The sequence below is a fragment of the Kitasatospora sp. NBC_00240 genome (assembly GCF_026342405.1).
GTDB lineage: Bacteria > Actinomycetota > Actinomycetes > Streptomycetales > Streptomycetaceae > Kitasatospora.
This window is the reverse complement of sequence record NZ_JAPEMU010000001.1, coordinates 5,167,691-5,186,977: the sequence shown is the minus strand read 5'-3', so window position 1 is coordinate 5,186,977 and position 19,287 is coordinate 5,167,691. Positions and strand designations below refer to the sequence as shown.

13 protein-coding genes and 3 tRNA genes are annotated in these 19,287 nt (G+C 74.4%); 6 read left to right on the top strand and 10 right to left on the bottom strand.

The genetic code is table 11. The annotated features are described in order from the left end of the window. Positions 1-52: 52 nt before the first annotated feature. The gene (locus OG689_RS21960) at positions 53-253 is read right to left on the bottom strand and encodes a hypothetical protein (protein ID WP_073929080.1); all 201 of its coding nucleotides are present in this window, start codon (positions 251-253) and stop codon (positions 53-55) included. A gap of 182 nt (positions 254-435) precedes the next feature. Here OG689_RS21960 and OG689_RS21955 point away from each other — a divergent pair, with 182 nt between their 5' ends. After that, a complete protein-coding gene (locus OG689_RS21955; protein WP_266322623.1) occupies positions 436-1,404 on the top strand; it encodes an aldo/keto reductase in 969 nt (322 codons plus the stop codon). A gap of 136 nt (positions 1,405-1,540) precedes the next feature. On the opposite strand, the gene OG689_RS21950 is transcribed toward OG689_RS21955, so the two are convergent. From OG689_RS21950 to OG689_RS21940, 3 genes are all read right to left on the bottom strand, one after another. Further along, positions 1,541-2,563 (bottom strand): C40 family peptidase, encoded by a 1,023-nt coding sequence (locus OG689_RS21950; protein ID WP_266322622.1) that lies wholly within the window; start codon positions 2,561-2,563, stop codon positions 1,541-1,543. Continuing rightward, positions 2,563-3,894, bottom strand: a complete 1,332-nt coding sequence (locus OG689_RS21945; protein WP_266322621.1) for an SPFH domain-containing protein — start codon at positions 3,892-3,894, stop codon at positions 2,563-2,565. Before OG689_RS21945 ends, OG689_RS21950 begins: the two co-directional genes overlap by 1 nt. Positions 3,895-4,081: 187 nt before the next feature. Beyond that, the gene (locus OG689_RS21940) at positions 4,082-7,306 is read right to left on the bottom strand and encodes an Ig-like domain-containing protein (protein WP_266322620.1); all 3,225 of its coding nucleotides are present in this window, start codon (positions 7,304-7,306) and stop codon (positions 4,082-4,084) included. A gap of 301 nt (positions 7,307-7,607) precedes the next feature. Between OG689_RS21940 and OG689_RS21935 the strand changes: the two genes are divergently transcribed. Both OG689_RS21935 and OG689_RS21930 read left to right on the top strand, forming a co-directional pair. Then, entirely contained in the window at positions 7,608-8,030 is a 423-nt protein-coding gene (locus OG689_RS21935; protein ID WP_266322619.1) for a globin family protein, read from the top strand. Positions 8,031-8,040: 10 nt separating this feature from the next. Next, a complete protein-coding gene (locus OG689_RS21930) occupies positions 8,041-9,270 on the top strand; it encodes a globin domain-containing protein (RefSeq protein WP_266322618.1) in 1,230 nt (409 codons plus the stop codon). 64 nt (positions 9,271-9,334) lie between these two features. Here OG689_RS21930 and OG689_RS21925 read toward each other — a convergent pair. The 3 genes from OG689_RS21925 to OG689_RS21915 all read right to left on the bottom strand — a co-directional run bounded on the left by OG689_RS21925 (position 9,335) and on the right by OG689_RS21915 (position 9,973). Then, a tRNA-Arg gene (locus OG689_RS21925) sits at positions 9,335-9,410 on the bottom strand. Between the two features lie 134 nt (positions 9,411-9,544). Next, positions 9,545-9,617: transfer RNA gene (locus OG689_RS21920), tRNA-Arg, on the bottom strand. 265 nt (positions 9,618-9,882) lie between these two features. Beyond that, positions 9,883-9,973, bottom strand: a tRNA-Ser gene (locus OG689_RS21915). 179 nt (positions 9,974-10,152) lie between these two features. Between OG689_RS21915 and OG689_RS21910 the strand changes: the two genes are divergently transcribed. Further along, positions 10,153-13,848, top strand: coding sequence for a PAS domain-containing protein (locus tag OG689_RS21910; RefSeq protein ID WP_266322617.1), 3,696 nt, complete (start codon positions 10,153-10,155; stop codon positions 13,846-13,848). Between the two features lie 95 nt (positions 13,849-13,943). Here OG689_RS21910 and OG689_RS21905 read toward each other — a convergent pair whose 3' ends face one another. Together OG689_RS21905 and OG689_RS21900 are read right to left on the bottom strand one after the other, a co-directional pair. Further along, positions 13,944-15,602, bottom strand: a complete 1,659-nt coding sequence (locus tag OG689_RS21905; RefSeq protein ID WP_266322616.1) for a long-chain fatty acid--CoA ligase — start codon at positions 15,600-15,602, stop codon at positions 13,944-13,946. Between the two features lie 605 nt (positions 15,603-16,207). Next, positions 16,208-16,630, bottom strand: a complete 423-nt coding sequence (locus OG689_RS21900) for an ATP-binding protein (RefSeq protein ID WP_266322615.1) — start codon at positions 16,628-16,630, stop codon at positions 16,208-16,210. A gap of 346 nt (positions 16,631-16,976) precedes the next feature. On the opposite strand from OG689_RS21900, the gene OG689_RS21895 reads away from it, so the two are divergent. Together OG689_RS21895 and OG689_RS21890 are read left to right on the top strand one after the other, a co-directional pair. Continuing rightward, positions 16,977-17,798 (top strand): helix-turn-helix transcriptional regulator, encoded by an 822-nt coding sequence (locus OG689_RS21895; protein ID WP_266322614.1) that lies wholly within the window; start codon positions 16,977-16,979, stop codon positions 17,796-17,798. A gap of 7 nt (positions 17,799-17,805) precedes the next feature. After that, entirely contained in the window at positions 17,806-18,003 is a 198-nt protein-coding gene (locus OG689_RS21890; protein WP_266322613.1) for a DUF397 domain-containing protein, read from the top strand. Positions 18,004-18,282: 279 nt separating this feature from the next. Here OG689_RS21890 and OG689_RS21885 read toward each other — a convergent pair whose 3' ends face one another. Further along, the gene (locus tag OG689_RS21885; protein WP_266322612.1) at positions 18,283-19,173 is read right to left on the bottom strand and encodes a DUF1906 domain-containing protein; all 891 of its coding nucleotides are present in this window, start codon (positions 19,171-19,173) and stop codon (positions 18,283-18,285) included. Positions 19,174-19,287: the final 114 nt, after the last annotated feature.

Sequence of the window (19,287 nt, the reverse complement as noted above, 5' to 3'; positions counted from 1 at the left end):
CGGGCAGGGAGCAGCCGGACAGGGAGAACTGCCCGGCCGCGTACGGACGTTGTTACTTGACCGCGAGCCAGATGACGACGGCCAGCACGGCCACCACCACGACGGCCACGCCGGCGATCACGCCGGTGCGGCTGTTGCCGCGGCTGCTGCCATAGGTGGAGACGGAGCCGGGCGCCTGCGGGGCCGGGGTCTCGTCGACGAACGCCCGGAACATCTGGGTGCTGCCGGCGGGGTCGTAGTCGTTGTCAGCCATGGCAGGGACTCTAACGAATCCGCCCGCCTCACCGACACCCCGGATCCCCTGCGAACGGCGGGTGGTCCGGGCCGGGAGCACCGCGGGGGCGCCGGCGGCCCGTCTGCAACGACCGCACGACAACCTCGTGAAGTCGTGGCGGTCCCGGAATGGCGGCTCCCGCGATCAGGTTGACTTCGGGCATGACCGAAAACCACAGTGACTCCCGCCCCGGTGTGACGCTCGGCACCTCCGACCTCACGGTGTTCCCGTTGTCGCTCGGCGGCAACGTCTTCGGCTGGACGGCGGACGAGGCGCAGTCCTTCGCGGTGCTGGACGCCTTCGCCGCCGGCGGCGGCAACTTCGTCGACACCGCGGACGTCTACTCGGCCTGGGTGCCGGGCAACACGGGCGGCGAGTCGGAGACCATCATCGGCAACTGGCTGCGCAGCCGGGGCAACCGGGACGACATCGTGGTCGCCACCAAGGTCGGCGCGCACCCCGACTCGACCGGCCTGAAGGCGCACACCGTCAAGTCCGCCACCGAGGAGTCGCTGCGCCGCCTCGGGGTGGAGCGGATCGACCTGCTCTACAGCCACCGGGACGACACCGACACCCCGGTGGAGGAGTTCATCGCCGCCCTGGACGAGCTGGTCAAGGAGGGCAAGGTCCGCGAGATCGCGGCCTCCAACATCAGCGCCGAGCGCCTCACGGAGGCCTTGGAGTTCTCCGCCCGGGAGGGCCTGGCCCGGTACGTGGCCGTCCAGCCGCACTACAACCTGGTCTCCCGCGGCACCTACGAAGGGCCGCTCGCCGAGGTGGTCGCCGCGCACGGCCTCTCCTCGGTGCCCTACTTCGCGCTGGCCTCCGGGTTCCTGACCGGCAAGTACCGGCCCGGCGGCGCCGCCGTGGACAGTGCCCGGGCCCAGGGCGCCGCCCGCTACCTGGCCGACCCGCGCGGCCCGAAGGTGCTCACCGCCCTCGACGCGGTCGCGGCCGCCCACGGCACCGAGCCGGCGACCGTCGCACTGGCCTGGCTGGCGTCCCGCCCGACCGTGGCCGCGCCGATAGCCAGCGCCCGGACGGTCGAGCAGCTGCCGCCGCTGCTGGCCGCCGCCACCCTGCGGCTCGCACCGGAGGAGCTGGCCGCGCTGGACGAGGCCTCGGCCTGAGCCGTCCGGCGCCGTCCACAGGCTGTGGACATCACCGTGCCCGGTTCACTTGTCCACAGGCCTGTGGACAAGTGAACCGGGCACGGTCCTTGCGGGCCTCCTCCGGCCCGACGAGCCGCCCACCACTCCCGGGCCGCTACGGCCGCCCGAAGTGGGTGGGGTAGAAGCCACTGCTGAGGGTGGAGACCCGGACGTTCTTGCCGGGTCGCGGGGCCTCGACGAACCGGCCGCCGCCCAGGTAGATCCCGACATGGTGGATGGCGGACGCCCGGCCGCTGTCCGACCAGAAGAGCAGGTCTCCCCGACGCAGGTCACCGGCGTCGATCGGGGTGGTCGCCGCGTACTGGTCGCCGGCCACCCGGGGGAGGCTGACGCCGGCCTTGCGGTAGGCCTGCTGGACCAACCCGGAGCAGTCGAAGCCGCCCGGGCCGTTGCCGCCCCAGACGTACGGCTTGCCCACCTGCGCCAGCGCGTAGGCGACAGCCGTCTCGGTGCTGCCCCGGTCCGTCCCCTCGGCCGCGTCCGGCCCGTCGGACTCCGGGCCCTCGGCCGCCGAGCCGGTACCCGGGCCGGCCGCGGACGCGGCGCCCTGGCCGACACGACTGAGGTAGACGTCGTAGTGGCTGGTGTACCGCCACTCGCCGCTGACGCTCCGGAACCAGTACTTCGAACCGTCCCAGCCCTGCTCGGGACCCGTACCGCTCGCACCGGCGGTGCTCTTCGGCGCGGTGGCCTTGGGCGTGGTGCTCTTCGGCGCGGTGCCCTGGGCCTGGCCGGCCGGGGCGGCCGGCTTGGCCCCCATCCGGTTCAGGTAGACGTCGTAGTGGCTGGTGTACCGCCACTCACCGCCCACGCCCTTGAACCAGTACTTCGAACCGTCCCAGCCCTGCTTCACCGGCGCGGGCGCGGCGTGCGCCACTCCGGTACCGGCGCTCAGAGCCACCACGCCGGCGCCGGCCACCACGGTGGTCGCCAGGCAGGTGCCGCGAACCGTGCGGTGTATTCGGCTGTCCCCGGCCCGGGCGGCCCGGGCGGGCATGCGCACCCGGGCGGCGCAGCCGAGGCAGCCGCAGCCCGCCGGAGCGGGCATGCTGCCGCGGCTCTCCACGAACCCCGCCAGCGCCGGATCGGCGGCGGCGGGTGCGGTGGCTATCTTCATCAGGATCGTCCTTCCTTACGCCCGGCCCGAACGGCCGGCGACGGTCCGCCGGCCCGGACACTGGGGGATGGCACCGAGGCGGCCACTCCGGACGGAGCGACGAACGCGACGAGCAGGTGCTCCATCAGGGCACTGCGCGCGGCCTCGTCCAATTCGTGGGCGGTCGCCCGCTCCAGCCGGCGGACCGCCAGGGCCGCCGCCTCGACCGCGTCGTCGACGAGCACGGTGCGCAGGCCCGCGTCGAGGTCCGCGAGGCGGCGGCGGCGCATCGACTCGGCGACCTCGGGGGCGTAGTCGAGCGCCATCGGCTGCACGGAGTAGACCTCCAGCCCGGCCGGGGCGACCTCGGCCGCCAGCGCCCGGGTGAGCTCGTCCGCGAACCACTGGCCGTCCCGCAGGGCCGGCCCGGGCACCGCGTTGCTGTCGCACGGCAGCGTGGAGGCGGTGCGGGTGAGCACCGCGTGGACCTGCTCGCGCAGGTAGTTCTCGTGGTCGGCGATCGAGAGCAGGGCCCGCGCCGTGTCCTTGACCCGCCAGACGATCAGCAGCCGGACCACGATCGGGGTGCCCGTCCGGTCGACGGCGTTGACGGGCTCGCTGCGCCAGTGCCGCAGCCGGACGTCCACCCGGCGCCGGCGCAGCAGCGGGTTGACCCAGACCAGCCCGGTCCGCCGGACGGTGCCGCGGTAGCGGCCCCAGCGGGTCAGCACCCGGGTCTCGCCGCCGGCGTTGGCCAGCAGTCCCGCCAGGGTGAGCAGGATCAGCAGCCCGGCCCCGCTGACGGCGGCGACGTCCCGCAGAGTCACCACCGGCCCGCCGGCCGCCCGCGCGGCGCCGCCGCGGACGTCCGGGAGGACCCGCCAGTGCGGGATCACCCCCGTCCGGGCGAGCAGCAGGACCACTGCGGCGAAACCGGCCAGCAGCGCGAAGAGCGCGATCCATCCGGGCAGGGCCACCGCGCTGTGCTCGCGCAGCGCGGGATCGGTCCGCGGGGGGCGCCGGGTGGTGGTGGCGCGCACCGCCGTCTCCTCCTCCTGCCGGGCCGACCGGTCCGCACCCAGCGGCGGCACCGGCTGCACAGGCTGCACGGGCTGGACCGGCTGGACCGGCTGGACGGGTTGAACGGCCTGCACCGCCAAGGGCTGGGCGGCCGGGCCGTCCAGCGGGTCGAGGACGGTACGTTGCGCCAGCCGCCGGGCCATCGGGTCCAGCGGAAGCTTCGCCGCCTTGGCCAGCGGGGTGGCACCCCCCGTCGGAGGGTCGGGCAACGGCCGGATGACGGCGTTGGCCGGATTGTCGGGTCGCTGCGAAGAATCGCGGGTGACGTCCATGCACGGATCCTCGGGGTCGGTGTGTCGCGCAACGGGCGGCCCGGATCTGACGGGCAGTGCCAGACTCAGGCTAAGTTCATACGTCATCAAATGCGACATTTAACGCATAGCGTGTCGACATTCACTGACGAACCGTCTGAGCTCGACCTGACGCGCAGGCACATGGTGGGTGAGATGACGGACAACTTCAGCGCCGGCGCCGCCCGGACCCCCGCCAGAACACCCGGCGGGTGATCAGCCCCACCGAGGCCAGCAGGAGCAGGGCCCCGGCAAGGGCGGCCCGCCAACCGGTCGACACCGGCCGGTGCTGGGCCACCGCCCCGCCCACGGACGGCCCGCCCGGTTCAGCGGCCGGGTCCGCGGCCTCCTCGCCGGCAGCCGCACCGTCACCACCCGATCCGGACAGCCGGACCGCGGAGGAACCCGCGGGCGGGAGCGGCTGGGCGGAGCCGCGCACGGTGGACGAGGCGGCCGCAGACGGGGACAGGGCCAGGGAGGGGGGTGGCATCGACACCGGCCCGGACGGCGCCGCCGAGTGTGCGGCGGAGGGGGTCGGCAGCGGGGGCACCGTCTCGGTGCCACCCGGTGACGCGACCACAGGCTGCGCGGACGGCCGGACGGACGGCGAGGGAGACGGTGAGGCGGACGGTCGGGAGGTGGCCGACGCCGTGGCGGAGGCGGCGGACGGCAGTACGGACGGCAGTGCGGGCACCGCCGCAGGCGGGACGACGATCGGCAGCAGACCGGGCGGCGCCGGCGGTAGCGCCGTCTCGACCTCCGCCGGCACCGCGATCGGGCTCAGCCCCGCAGTGGCGGCGGCGGAGGCCCCCGGTGCGCCGGGCCCCGCCGACGGCCGTCCCGGCATCGATGTCGCGGTGGGAGCAGGGGACGCAGGCGGGGCGGACGGCTGCGACGAGGGGTGCGACGAGGGGTGGGGCGAGGGCACGGACGAGGGCGACGGCTGCGCGGAGGATGCCGCCGCGGCCGTGGACGCCTTCACCGGTACGGGGGAGGAAGCGGACGCGGCCCCGGACACGGCCGATGCCACGGGTGAGCGGGAAGGCGTGGGCGAGGGCGAAGGCCTGACCGCGGGTACGCCCGTCGCGGCGCTCGTCGCGGTGGCCGAAACCGTAGCGGTGCCCGTCGCATTCGCGGCTCCCGTCGCCGAAGGGACGCCTGCCGCCGAGCCCGTCGCCGAGGCCGAAGGCGCCGCCACCGGCGCCGCGAGACGGATCGTCACGGCGTTCGCCGTCGTCCCGTTGCCGGCCCGGTCGGTGGCACTGACGAATGTCGAGTGGTCGCCCGGCGCGAGGTCCCGGGCGGCCGTGCAACTCCAGCCACCGTCCACGGCGGCCACCGCGCTGCAGGCCGGGACGCGCTCCGCCGAGGCCGGGGCCACCGCCCTGGTGCCGACCATGACGGTGCTGCCGCCCTCCGCGCGGCCGGCGAACCGGGGGCGGGCCGTACGGAGGGTCTCGCCCGCCGCCGGGCTGGTCAGCACCGGGGCGGCCGGGGCGACGGTGTCGACGATCAAGGGGGTGGCCCGGCCGCTCACCCGGTTGCCGGCCGCGTCGACGGCGGAGGGGGTGAGCCGGTGCGTCCCGTCCGGGAGGTTCTCGACCGGCAGGCAGGACCAGCTGCCGCCGGGGCCGACCAGGGTGCTGCACAGTTCGACGGCCGCGGCGCCGGCCTGGTCGGCGACCGAGACGGTGCTGCCGGGCTCGCCGGTGCCGGTGAGCAGCAGCCCGGGGTCGTTGGTGAACTCGGGCAGGGCGAGCACCGGCGCGGCCGGCGGTGCGCTCTTCACCGTGAACCTGACGGGGTCGCCGGTCAGCACCACCCCGCCGATGGTGGTCTCGACCGGGGTCAGGCCGTGGGCCCCCTGGGCCAGTGCGGCGGCGGGCCGGCAGGCCCAGCCGCCGGCCCGGTCGACCGTGGCCCGGCAGAGCGCGGAGCCGCCCTCCCGGATCTCGACGGCCGCGCCCACGACCGCGCCCTCGCCGCGCACCTCGGGGCGGGCGTCGGCCACCGTGCTGCCGTCGACCGGGCGGCTGATCTCGGGCCTGGCGGCGCCGACGGCGAGCCGGACGCGCTGGTCCTCGACCCCGCCGGAGTCGGCGAATCCGCCGGGGGCGACCAGTTGCGAGGCCTCCCGGGCGAGGCGCAGCCGGGCCCAGGTCTCGCCCGCCGAGGCGCCGGGCGGGACGGTCCATTCGAGGTCCGCCGTGGTGGCGCCGGCCCGTGCCTCGGCCTGCACCCGCTCGGTGGCGTCGAACCGGCCGTTGCGGTCGAAGTCGACCCAGCCGGCCAGGGTCGCCGAGGCCCCGCCGACCGCGACCGGCACGCTCAGCCGGTAGTAGTGCCCGATCGAGGCCTCGGCCGGGTAGCGGACGGCGGGATCGGCGCCCTGGTACTCGCCGCGCGCCGGCTCGGGCCTGGGCGCGCCGACGCCGGCGAAGGCGCTGCGCCGGGCGGCGCCGTGGTCGAGTTCGACCAGCGGCCCGCCCGTGGTCGCGCCGCCGCCGGCCGGCCGGACGGTGCGGGCCGGACCGAGTCCGGCGTCGGTGCCCAGGAGCAGGTCGGTGACCAGGTGCGACGCGTTGGTGTAGCCGGCGGGCGCGGTGCCGACCGCCTCGTCGAGGGTGACGGTGTACGCCTGGCGCAGCGCGGCCGGCGGGGTGCCGCTGCCGGCCCGCGCGGTGGAGCGCTGCTCGATCCGCAGGGTGGCGGTGCTGAAGGTGCCGGCGAGTTCGAGGCTGCCCTCGGCCGCGGCGTCCGGCGAGGCGTCCGAGCCGCCGTCCGGCCCGGCGGGGGCCAGGGTGTTTCCGGCCACCGTCCAGCCGGTCCAGCTGGTCCGGGCGGTCAGCACCGGGGCGGCGGGCGAGCCGCCGGTGACGGTCAGCCGGGCGGCGGTGGCGGTGCTGCCGCCCTGACCGGTGGCGAGCGCGGCCAGGCCGCTGACGTGCAGCCTGGGATTGCGTACGGGACGGGAGAAGGAGATCTGGAGGGTGCCGAGGGTGCTCCAGGAGCCGTCGGCCCGCGGGCGGTCCGGCGCGAGGGCGAAGGCCTCGGCGGGGGCGCCGGCGGTGAGGCCGTCCGCGTAGCCGGCGGGTCGCCCGACGCCGGGGCGGTCGGCCAGCCGGCCCGGCTCGGCGGTGGCGGTCACGCCGGGGGCGGCGGCGAGGTCCAGGCGGACGGTGAGGCCGGAGGGGAGCGTCGCGCGCCCCTGGCCGGACCAGCCGTCAGGCGACTGTTGGGCCAGCGAGGGGGGCGAATTCCAGCCAAGCAGGAGTCCGGCGGCCAGCAGGGCGGCCATGGCGGCGCCGAGTGCCCGCCGACGCCCCGTACGCCGCCCGTCCGGGTGCCCGCCGACGGTGGGCCCGGCGGCGGGGTGGGAATACTGTCGGCCCATCCGGCTCTCCCTCGGTGTCGGCCACCCGAAGGGGGTCTGGGCACAGGATCCGACAAAACGGAATCACGATCACGAGCCGGTAATACTCCGACACCGGCGGCATTGCCCAGGTCGTACCCAAATGGCGGCCCTCTCCCGGCCCGCCGCTCGGCACACCACCCGGATGACACCGGAGGTCGCCCGGCGTGACAAGTTCCGAGGGATCGTCAGATCATTCCAACCGACCGTTACTGACCAGTATTTGACCATTCATCGATCATCCCTGTTCGAATTGCCGAAAGGCTCAGTAGAGTCGGCGCCCGTGACCATCAATCCCGTTCTCATCAAGAGCAGTTTCGCGGTCGTCGAACCTCATGGCACGGACGTCACCGCGCACTTCTACCAGCACCTGTTCGAGCACAACCCCGGCGTCCGCCCCCTTTTCGCCGAACATCTCGACGCCCAGCAGGACCGTCTCTGGGGCGCGCTCGGCGCACTGGTCACGCACCTGGAGGACACCGAGACCCTGGTCGGCATCCTCAGCGACCTGGGCGCCCGGCACGCGCGCTACGGCGCCCTGCCCGAGCACTTCCCCGCCGTCGGGGCCAGCCTGCTCGCCACGCTGCGGCACTTCGCGGGCGAGGAGGCCTGGACGCCCGAGGTGGAGGCCTCCTGGACCGCCGTCTACGGCGTGGTCGCCACCACCATGACCGAGGCACTCACCGCCGCGCAGACCGACTCCTGAGGCCGCCGCGGTGCCCCTCGACCCCGCGGTCATCCGCGCCAGCTTCGCCGTCGTCGAGCGCCGCGCCGACCACATGGCCAAGTACTTCTACGCCCACCTGTTCGCCCACCACCCCGGCGTCCGCGACTTCTTCCCCGAGCAGATGGCCGAGCAGCGCGACCGGCTGTTCGCCGCGCTCACCCAGCTCGTCCTGCGACTGGAGAGCCCCGGACAGCTCACCGGCTACCTGCGCGCGCTCGGGCGCGACCACCGCAAGTTCCAGGCCGCGCCCGAGCACTACCCGGCCGTCGGGGCCAGCCTGATCGCCGCCCTGCGGCACTTCTCCGGCCACAGCTGGACCCTGGAGATCGAGAAGGCCTGGACGGAGGCCTTCAGCGTGATCGCCCAGGTGATGACCGAGGCCGCCGCGGAGGACGAGCCCGAGTCCCCCGCCTGGTGGGAGGCCGAGGTGACCACCCGCCGCCGGTGCGCGCCCGACGTCGTGGTGCTCACCCTCGCACCGGACCGCCCGTACTCCTTCACCGCCGGGCAGTACCTCAGCCTGTGCAGCCCGCGGGTGCCGCGGGTCTGGCGCCCGTACTCGATCGCCAACGCCCCGCGCCCGGACGGCAGCCTGGAGCTGCACGTGCGCCGGGTCCGCGGCGGGCTGCTGAGCACCGCGCTGGTCGACGACGTGATGCCCGGCGACCGGCTGCGGCTGGGCCCCGCCCTCGGCGACGCCTGCCTGGTGCCCGGCTCCCGGCGGCCGCTGCTCGCGGTGGCCGGCGGCACCGGCTGGGGCCAGATCAAGGCCCTGCTGGAGGAGCTGCTGGCCGGCCCCGACCCGCGCCGGGCGATGGTCTACCTGGCCGCCCGGGACGACGCCGACCAGTACGACCTGGCCACCGTCGAGCGGCTGGTCGAGCGCTACCGCCGCCTGGACGTCCTGCTGGCCGCCCCCGCCGACGGCGCGGACCGCAGTTCGGCCAACGGGCTGCTCACCGACGGCCTGCGCGCCCACGGCGACTGGGCGGGCTGGGACATCCACCTCAGCGGTCCGCCCGGGCTCGCCCCCGAGATCACCGAGCTGCTGCTGGGCCTCGGCGCCGAGCCCGAGCGGATCCGGCACGACCCGGTGCCCGAGACGCTCAACCGGACCCGCCCGCTGACCTCCTCCGACTGGTTCCTCGACCGCCGGGACGTCGCGTGGATCAACCGCACCGAACTCGGCCGCACCGAGCCCCTCGACCTGGAGGGGTAGCGGCCGGCCCCGGAAACGGCGGAAGCCCCGCCGACCTGGTGGTCGGCGGGGCTTCCGCGTCAGCTGGTGCGCTCAGCAGGATTCGAACCTGCAACCTCTTGATCCGTAGTCAAGTGCTCTATCCGTTGAGCTATGAGCGCCCTCAGAGGTCTTGCGACGCCCTGTGGTACTCGGGAAAGCCTACCTGATCCAGGAGCTCTCCCCGCACACCCGGCGCGGCGTGTGCGGCAAGCGGCGAGGCCCCGGGCCGGAGCCTGGGGCCTCGCGATTGCGGTGCGCTCAGCAGGATTCGAACCTGCAACCTCTTGATCCGTAGTCAAGTGCTCTATCCGTTGAGCTATGAGCGCTCGCCCTGGCTTTGTTGCCGCCGGGGCGGTGCGGGAACAACATTACATGACCTGCGACGTGGGGCGAAATCGTTTGATCCCTACCCCCGGCGCCGGGTGCGAGGCCCCTGGAGCCGACTCGGCGGCCGGCGGGCGCCGAGCCCGGCCTGTCGGGCAGGTCCGGCTTCGACCGGAAGGAAGACGGCGGGCCCCGGCCCGTCCGACGCCCCGGCCCCGGGGAACGCGGAAGCCCCGTCGACCTGACGGCCGACGGGGCTTCCGGAGGCGGAGGCTGAGGGATTTGAACCCTCGATGGGCTTGAAGGCCCAAACCGCATTAGCAGTGCGGCGCCATAGACCGGACTAGGCGAAGCCTCCTCCACACAAGGACCGTTCCCGCATGGCGGACCCGTTCCGTGTGCCAGTGATGATGCCACAACCTACCGGCCCGGCACCAACCACCGCTTACGTTACTAGGCGGGTCGTCCCGTCCGCAAAGAACAATGAGATACTTCCGTCTCCGGAGGAGCTGCCCTGAGCCGAGGAGACCTGTCGACGTGAGCAGCAGGCCGATCCGAGGCGCTGCTCGCCTCGCCGCCATACTCGACGCCCTGCCCGACGCGCTGCTGCTGGTGAACAGCAACGGCACTGTCGTCGATGCCAACAATGCCGCCGTGCAGAGCCTGCAGGCGCCCGGGACCTCACTGGTCGGAATGGGCGTGCTCGATCTGCTGCCCGACTTCGATCCCAGTCGGATCCCGGGCTCGATGCGGCCCGCCCCCCGCGAGGACGACGCGCTCGACCGGCCCGTGCGGATGACCGCCCGGCGCACGGACGGCACCGCCTTCCCCGTCGAGGTGTCCGGCAACGACTTCGCGGACGACGGCGCGAGCGAGGGCCGCGGGTACGCGCTGTCGCCGCTGGTGCCGTACGACCCGTACCGGGACAGCCCGCGGCAGTCCTCCGGCAGCGACCTGCTGCTGCTGCTGGTGCGCGACCTCTCCAGCCGGCTCGGCGTGGAGGCGGAGCTGCGGCGTCAGCACAAGCAGACCGAGATGATCCTGCGGGCCGCCGCCGAGGGCGTGCTGGGCGTCGACCTGGAGGGCCGCTGCGTGCTGGTCAACCCGGCCGCCGCGCACATCCTGGAGTACCGGGCGAGCGAGCTGGGCGGGCGCGAGCTGCACCCGCTGATCCAGCACTCCAAGGCCGACGGCAGCCCGCTGACGCTGGAGGAGTCCGCCCTCCTGGACACCCTCACCTCGGGCCGCAAGCACCGGGTCCGCGGCGCCGTGCTGTGGCGCAAGGACGGCCGGCCGGTCACCGTCGACCTGACCACCGCCCCCGTCCGGGACGGCGACCAGCTGGTCGGCGCGGTGATGACCTTCACCGACCGCAGCCGCGAGCTGGCGCTGGTCGCCCGCAACGAGCACCTGACCGCCGTACTGGAGAGCGAGCTCGGCGGCGCGCTGACGGCCCTTCACCGGCGGATCGACGCACTCGCCGGTGACCCGGCCGGCCAGCTCTGGCCGGAGGCGAACTGGACCCTGCGGCGGCTCGCCGACGAGTGCCGGCGCTTCGGCAAGCTGATCGACGGGGTGCTGTCCTACCAGCGCTACGAGGCCGGCGCCGAGAGCGGGCAGAGCACGCCCGAACGCGAGCCGGTCAGCATGGACAAGGTCGTCCGGCGGGCCGTGGAGCACGCCGGCGAGCTGGTCGGCGCCGGGCGGGTGCGCTTCTCGGTGCACGCGGCCGCCGTCGAGGTGATCGCGGACGAGGAGCGACTGGCCCAGGCGCTGGCCCACCTGGTCGCGGACGTGAGCGGGGTGGCCCTGTCGCTGGACGCCGTGGCGACCGTCGACGGCGTGGCCGCACCGGCCTCGCCCGGCCCGGCCGCACTGCCGCCGTCCGGCGGGGACGCGCCCATGGTGGTGCTGGCCGCCGCCCAGCGCGGCGAGGTCGCCCGGGTCGAGATCCGCGGTCCGGGCCTCGGCCCGAGCCCGGTCCATCTGCCGATAGCGCGCAGCGTGGTCGAGCGGCACGGCGGTGTGCTGCAGTCCCACGAGCTGCCGAACCGGGCCGGCACCACCTACGTGGTGGAGCTGCCGCTGGACCCGGCCACGGCGAAGGCCGCGGCCGAGCGCGCGGCGGCCGGCGGGCGCCGGGACGCCCCGAAGGAGTCGGACACCGCGGTGCTGCCCGACCTCCCGGGCATCCCGCAGCTGCCTTCCGGCGAGCGGACGACGGAGACCGACGGCACGGACGACACCGGCGCCGAGGCGGCCGAGAAGTCCGCGGCCACCCGGCCGGCGCCGGCACAGGCGCAGGCCCCCTCGGCGGCACCCGAGGACGAGGGCCGGACCGGGCGCGGCCGCCGGGCCGCCCGGACCGCCGACCCCGAGCACTGGCAGGACGCGCCCGCCGCCCGCAACGGCCAGGGCGGCGGCACCGGGACGGGCGTCACGCTCGGCCGGACCGTCCCCGAGCAGTGGAACGGTGACAACGGCGACGCCGGCTACGGCAGAGCCGCCGCCGACCAGGCCGACCGGCCGGAGCACGACCTGTGGCGCGGGGGCGACAACGGCGGGACGGCCTACGCCGTCCCCGCCGGCGACGCCGACCGGGCGGCCGACGACCGGGACTCCGCGCCGGAGCCCCGGGCGGCCGCGCCGGCCGCCAAGACGTCCGGCGGACCGATCGCACTCGGGCCCGGCCCCTCCGCGGCGCCCGCCGAGCCGGAGCACCCGCCGGCCCAGCAGGCCCCGGAACCCGGCCCGCTGGCCCTCGGGCCGGCCGCGACCGCACCCGAGCCCGCCGCCGACCAGGCGCCGGCCCAGGCCCAGGGCCCCTCACGGCGTCGGCGCGCCCTGCCCGCCGCGGCCGAGGAGCCGCCGGCCGGCTTCTCGCTGCCCGGCGTGCCCGACCCCGGCACCCCGCTCTACCCCGGTCTGGAGCACGCGCTCCCGGCCGGCCCGGCGCCCGCCGCGCCCGAGCCGGGCACGGTTCCGCCCACCGGCCGGCGCCGGCGGCTCGCCGTACCGCCGGGCGGCGAGGCCGAGGCCAGGCCCGAGGAGCAGGGCGAGGAGCAGGGCCCGACCCCGGCCACGCCCGAGGCGGCCCCCGCGGCCTCCGGCGCGCTGGAGATCGCCAGGCCGGCGCTGCCGGCGGGCGGCAACCTGCCCGCGACCACGCAGGCCGCCCAGCCGGGCGGCGCCGAGGCGGCCGAGCCGCGTCCGCCGCAGCCGGTGGGCAGCGGGCTGGGCGAGCTCGCGCCGCCGCGTCCGATGGGAGCCGGCGGCCAACTCCCCGGCGCCTTCCCGGCCGCCCCGGCCGGCACGGTGGCCGTCCCGCAGCCGAGCGGCCCGGGGGACGGCGGCGCGCCCGTGGAGGCCCGTACTCCCCCGCGTCCGATGGCCGAACTGGCCCCCGCCGGCCACGGCGAGCCCGCCCCGGCACCGGCCGGCGACCCGTCGGCCGCCGACGCCCCGGCCGGCGACGCGAACGCCCGCCGGCTGCTGGTCTGGCCGGAGCCCGATCCGTCCACCAAGCAGGCCCTGCAGGAGCGCGGCTACCACCCGGTCATCGTCCGCTCCCGCGAGGAGGTGGACGCGCAGGTCACCGCCTTCCCCGCGGCGCTCTTCGTCGACCCGCTGACCGGCCCGATCACCCGCACGGCCCTGCAGTCGCTGCGGACCGCCGCGCTGAACAGCCGGGTGCCGGTACTGGTCACGGCGGGGCTCGGGCAGTCCACCCGGGAGGCCGCCTACGGCGCCGACCCGGCGGTGCTGCTGCGCGCCCTGGCGCCCCGCGACGGCGAGAACCACGCTCCCCGGGTACTGCTGGTGGAGTCCGACCCGGACATCGCGGCCGCGATGATCAGCAGCCTGGAACGGCGCGGCATGCACGTCGAGCACGCGGTGGACGAGAACGACGCCGTCTCCCGCGCCAGCAGCGTGCAGCCCAACCTGGTGGTGATGGACCTGCTCCAGATCCGCCGCCGCCGGGTCGGCCTGCTGGACTGGCTGCGCGCCAACGACCGGCTGCACCGCACGCCGCTGGTCGTCTACACCTCGGTGGACCTCGACCCGCGCGAGCTGCCGCGGCTGCGGACCGGCGAGACGGTGCTCTTCCTGGCCGAGCGCTCGACCAGCCCGGACGTGCAGTCCCGGATCGTCGACCTGCTGGGCCGGATCGGCTCGCTGGGCGAGCCGGGGGCGGCCACCGGAGCCGGGATGATGCGGCTCGCCGACCGCTGAGCCGGCCGCAGCTCCGGTGACCGTCGAACGCCGTCGGGCCGCCCCTCCGGTGGGAGGGGCGGCCCGACGGCGTTTTGCCCGAACAGGGCCGGCGGCTACTTGCCGAGGACGGTCACGTCCAGCTCGTCGGCCGCGTACGAGGCCCTGATCACCTTCTTGTCGAACTTGCCGACCGAGGTCTTCGGGACGGCCTCGACGATCGACCAGCGCTCCGGCAGCTGCCAGGAGGCGACCCGGCCGGCGAGGAAGGCCCGCAGCTCGGGCAGCCCGGCGGTGGCGCCGGGGCGCAGCACCACGGTGGCCAGCGGACGCTCGCCCCACTTCTCGTCGGGGACGGCCACCACCGCGGCCTCGGCCACCTCCGGGTGCGCCATCAGGGCGTTCTCCAGCTCGACCGAGGAGATCCACTCCCCACCGGACTTGATCACGTCTTTGGCGCGGTCGGTCAGGGTCAGGTAGCCGTCCGCGGTGATGGTGCCGACGTCACCGGTGCGCAGCCAGCCGTCCTCGGCGAACTTGTCGTCCGGCCGCTCCGGGTCGTGGCCCGCGCCGCCGTAGTAGGCGCCGGCGATCCACGGGCCGCGGACCTCCAGCTCGCCGGCGGCGACGCCGTCGTGCGGCATGAACTCCCCGCCCGGGCCGGCCAGCCTGGCCTCGACGGAGGCGGGGAAGAGGCCCTGGGTGAGCCGGTACGGCCACTCCTGCTCGGTGCTCAGGCCCGCCGGGGGGAGGGCGAAGGTGCCGAGCGGCGAGGTCTCGGTCATGCCCCAGGCGTGCACCACGTTGATGCCGTGTCGGTCCTGGAAGGCCTTCATCAGGGCGGGCGGGCAGGCCGAGCCGCCGATCACGACCATCCGCAGGGCGGAGGTGTCGTAGTCGCCGGCGTCCAGTTCGTCGAGCAGGCCGCTCCAGATGGTGGGGACGGCGGCGCTGACGGTCGGCTTGATCCGGTCGATCATCTCGGCGAGCGGCTTCGGCTGCAGGAAGCGGTCCGGCATCAGCAGGTTGGCACCGGACATGAACGCGGTGTGCGGCAGGCCCCAGGCGTTGACGTGGAACATCGGCACCACCGGCAGCGCGGTGTCGCGGGCGGTCAGCCCGAAGCTGTCGGCGGCGATCACCTGCAGGCAGTGCAGGTAGACCGAGCGGTGGCTGTAGAGCACACCCTTCGGGTCCCCGGTGGTGCCGGAGGTGTAGCAGAGCGCGGCGGCCTGGCGCTCGTCCAGGTCGGTCCGCCACGGGAAGTCCGTGGGGCGGCCCTCGATCAGCGCCTCGTAGTCGTGGACGGTGCCGTCGAAGCCGGCCAGCACGGCGCGGTCGCCGGGGCCGCTGACCACGATGTGCTGGAGCGTCGGGTTCAGCTGCGGCAGCACGGCCGCCAGCAGCGGCAGCAGGCTGCCGTCCACCACGACCACCCGGTCGGCGGCGTGGTTGACGATGAAGGACAGCTGGTGCCCGGGCAGGCGGAGGTTCAGGGTGTGCAGTACGGCGCCCATGGAGGGGACGGCCAGGTAGGCCTCCAGGTGCTCGGCGTTGTTCCACATCAGGGTCGCCACGCGGTCGTCGCCGCTCACGCCGAGCTCGTCGCGCAGGGCGTGCGCGAGCTGGGCCGCGCGGGCCCCCACCTCGGCGTACGTGCGGGTCACCGGGCCGGTGCCGTCCCAGGTGGTGACGGTGGAGCGGCCGTGGACGGTGGATCCGTGCACGAGGATCCGGGCGACGGTGAGCGGTACGTCCTGCATGGTGCTGAACACGCGGGTCCTCCTTGACCTGGCGGCTCCTGGCCGGGCTACCCGACGGTAACGACGGGCGCCCGTGGCCGATTCTGCCGCCCGGGGGAGCCGATGTCAGCATCCGGCAGCCGTTGCGCCGGTCACGGCTGGGCCACGTTCGCCCGGCGCACCGCCCTCATCCGTCGTGATCGGGGAAAGGGCCCGGTGCTCCGGGCCCGTGTCGCCCGGCGCACACGCACGGCTCGCGTCGCCCACCCGCCCGGAGCTCCGCGGCGGGAGCCGTGCCCGACCGCAGCCACGGGTAGTACGGGACCGCCCGGGCGGTCGGTGCCGGCACGTCCGGTGGCGGCGCGGGGATGACCCCGGGCACTCGACCTGCGGCGGGCCCGCCCGCCGCACACTCCTCCATGCTGCTCGTCACGACACTCCCCACCACGGCGCCCAGCGTCGCCGCCCCCAGGGTCAGCAGGATCAATTCGGCCACGTCCCAACTCATCGCACGTTGCCCGTTGTGGCCAGTGGCGACTTCCGACCGGTCATCGGCCGCCCTTTCCCGATCGGCAGCTCGGCGGACAGGCCGACCGCCCGACGGCTCCGCACCGGCCGCCCGCACCGAACGGGGGCCATCAGGCCGCGACCGGCACGGCCGCCGCGGTGGCCCAGATCGCCTTGCCGTACGTACCGATGTCCGTCACTCCCCAGGCGTCGGCCAAGGCCTCGACCAGGAACAGCCCACGACCGGAGGTGTCGTCGGGGTCCGCTCTCCGCACCGCGACAGCTCCGGGGACGTGATCCGCCACCGTGATGCGGACAACCTTCGCCCGCAGTTCGAGAGTCACGGCCGGGAAGCCGCCGAGCCGAACGGCGTTGGACAGCAGCTCGGTCAGCAACAGGCAGGCCGTGTCCGGCTCCAGCCCGAGCGCCGCGAGCAGGTCGCGTAGGAGATGCCGCACGGCCGGCACCGACTGCGGCAGCGCGGGCAGGAAGAGATCGAGCCGGAACTCGTCCGGGGTCTCGTCGTCCGGCGGGCGCACCAAGGACAGCAGCATTCGAGGGTCTCCAGTCTCCCGGATGAGTGGGTAATCGCGACGGACTCCGGCCCGTGGCGTTGCCCCCGCCGAATCAACAGGCGGGCAGGCATCGGCTACCTGCACGCCCGCACGGGGTGCACTTCGGGCCGCTTGACGGAACGTCAGAGAACGGCGCATGCACCACCGTAGGGCACGAGGGGCCAATCTTGCTACCCATTCGGGAGTCACTCGCGGGATCGAGGATCACGCAAGCTACGCCACGATCCGGGTGGACCCGCTCCGACGCCGCGCGGCACACTGGCACCACCTATCGAGGAAGGTCTGCATGCCACCCCGCCTGTCACCGACGGTCCGCCAGCAACGCGTGGGCATCGAGCTGCGCAAGATGCGCGAGTTTGCGGGAATGACGCCGCAGGTCATGGCTGCGGCTCTCGGCACTGATCCGCCCAAGATCAGCCAGATGGAATCAGGCAAGGCCGGAATCAGCCCGGACCGACTGCGCTCCTGGGCCTCCGCGAGCAAATGCACCAATCAGCCGCTGATCGACGCCCTTGCCGCCATGACCCAGGACCGAGGCAAGCGGTGGTTCGACGAGTACCGCGGCCGACTGCCCGCAGGATTTCTGAATATCGCCGAGATGGAATATTACGCGGACGACGAACGGGGGCTTGTTGCATGGGCAACGACCTACATTCCCGGACTAGGGCAGACGGGCCCGTACGCGGGCGCGGTGTTTGCTCGGATCCGGCCACCGCTTCCCCGGCATGAGGTCGACGCGCGAACTGCCTTCCGGGTGCAACGCCAACGAGTCGTGCTGGATGGGAAACCCTACACGGCGTACATCCACGAAGCCGCGCTACGAATGCAGTTCGGCGGCCCGACCGTGCTTCGCGAACAGCTCAGCAGCCTCCTGGAAGACTCCGAGCGTGCGAACGTCACCATCCGAGCCGTCCCGTTTGACGTAGACACGTTCCCGGGAGCGGGCGAGAACTTGTGCGTGGCATCCGGCGCGGTCCCAGAGCTCGACACCGTGCAAATTGACCTGACACAGGGCCCCCAGTTCATACACGCCGAGACTGAGCTGCAGACGTATCGCGGCATGGTATCGGAAATGGACATGGCGGCTTTGCCCCCGGACACCTCCCGCGACTTCATCCACAGGATCATGAAAGCCCTGAAAGGCTAGACAAAAAATGAGCAACTGGCAGAAGTCGTCCTACAGTGGAAATGCGAACGAGTGTGTCGAGGTGCGCCACGTCGACGGCTTGGTCGAGGTGCGCGAGTCCGACAACGGGGACGTCGTCATCCGAACCACGCCCCAGAAATGGGCGAAGTTTCTGCTCGGCGCCCGAGACGGCGAATTCGACCGTTACGGCGACTTCTCTGCCTAGCGCGACGCGCGATCCCAGCGGCCCCACGCCCTGCCCGGGTGTGGGGCCGCTCCGATTTTGGGAGCACTCAACCAAGGTCGGGGGGTAGCACATGCAACCCCGTCACTCTCGTTCCGAGAAGGGACAGCCATGACGTTCATCGATCCCGGCCGACACGGAACCACCCACCCTGCCCAGGGCGCGGCTCCCGGGCCAGACCGGTGCGGACCGACCGGCCCGGCCCGGGCGGGAAGCGGTGGCCCGACCGGGCCCCCGGCTCCAGGCGTCAGGCGTCAGGCGTCAGGCCGCGACCAGGGCGTCCAGCTGGTTGCGGTCAACGGTGAGGGCGACGCCGCCGTGGGTCTCCTCGACGTCGCCGCGGTACTGGTGGATCCGCTGGTGCTTGGTCCACAGGCCGCGCAGGCTCGCGTGGTCGGTGCTCGGGCGGTCGTCCCAGCGGGCGTACCAGAGCGCGTCCGGGAGCGGGGCGGCGCCCGCGCGGGCGGCGGCGGCCAGGTCGGCGATGCCGGAGTCGAGGCTGGAGTAGAAGCCGGACCGGTACCCGGCGGCGTGCAGGGCCTGGGTCCAGCCGAGGGTGAAGTCGACCACCGCCTGACCGCAGGCGGGATCCTGCGGCGGGTAGGACTCCATGTCCAGGTAGACCGGGCTGCCCTTGCCCAGCCCGACCGCCTTCAGCCCGCGGACCGCGGCGGCCGCCTCGTCCCGCCCCTGCCGGACGGCGTCGGCGGGGTCGATCCGCCGGGGCTTGCCGGCCTGGGTCCGGCAGGGCGCCTGCAGGCCGACGTGGACCGGGACGAAGCGCCAGCCCATCGCGCGGGCCTGCCGGATCCACTCGGCGGTGAGCCGGGGCTGGCCGCAGGCGCGCTGGGCGCCACTGGTGTAGATGCCGACCGCGCCGTACGGCGAGTCTGCGCGCCAGGCCTTCAGCGTCTCCAGCGAGGGTGCGGTGCAGGTGTCGAAGCCGGCGCCCTCGAAGACCTCCCGGCGCACGCCCTGCAGCGGTCCGGCCGGGTCGTCCAGGACGGTGGCGCGGATCCGGGGCGGCGGCGCGGGCGCGCCCGCGGCGGCCGTGGCGGCGAGCGCCTCGGCGCTTGAACCCGCCCCGCCGTCGGTGGCGAGGAGCAGCACGAGGGAGGCGGCGGCGAGGGACGTGGGGCGAAGATAGCGCACAGTCCATAGGTACTGACGGTTCGTCGGATGATCTGAACGACAGGGCCGCCATGGCGCCCCCGGGCCACCCATTTGGCCGACCCGTCCAGGTACGTCCATATTCTGGTAACGAGC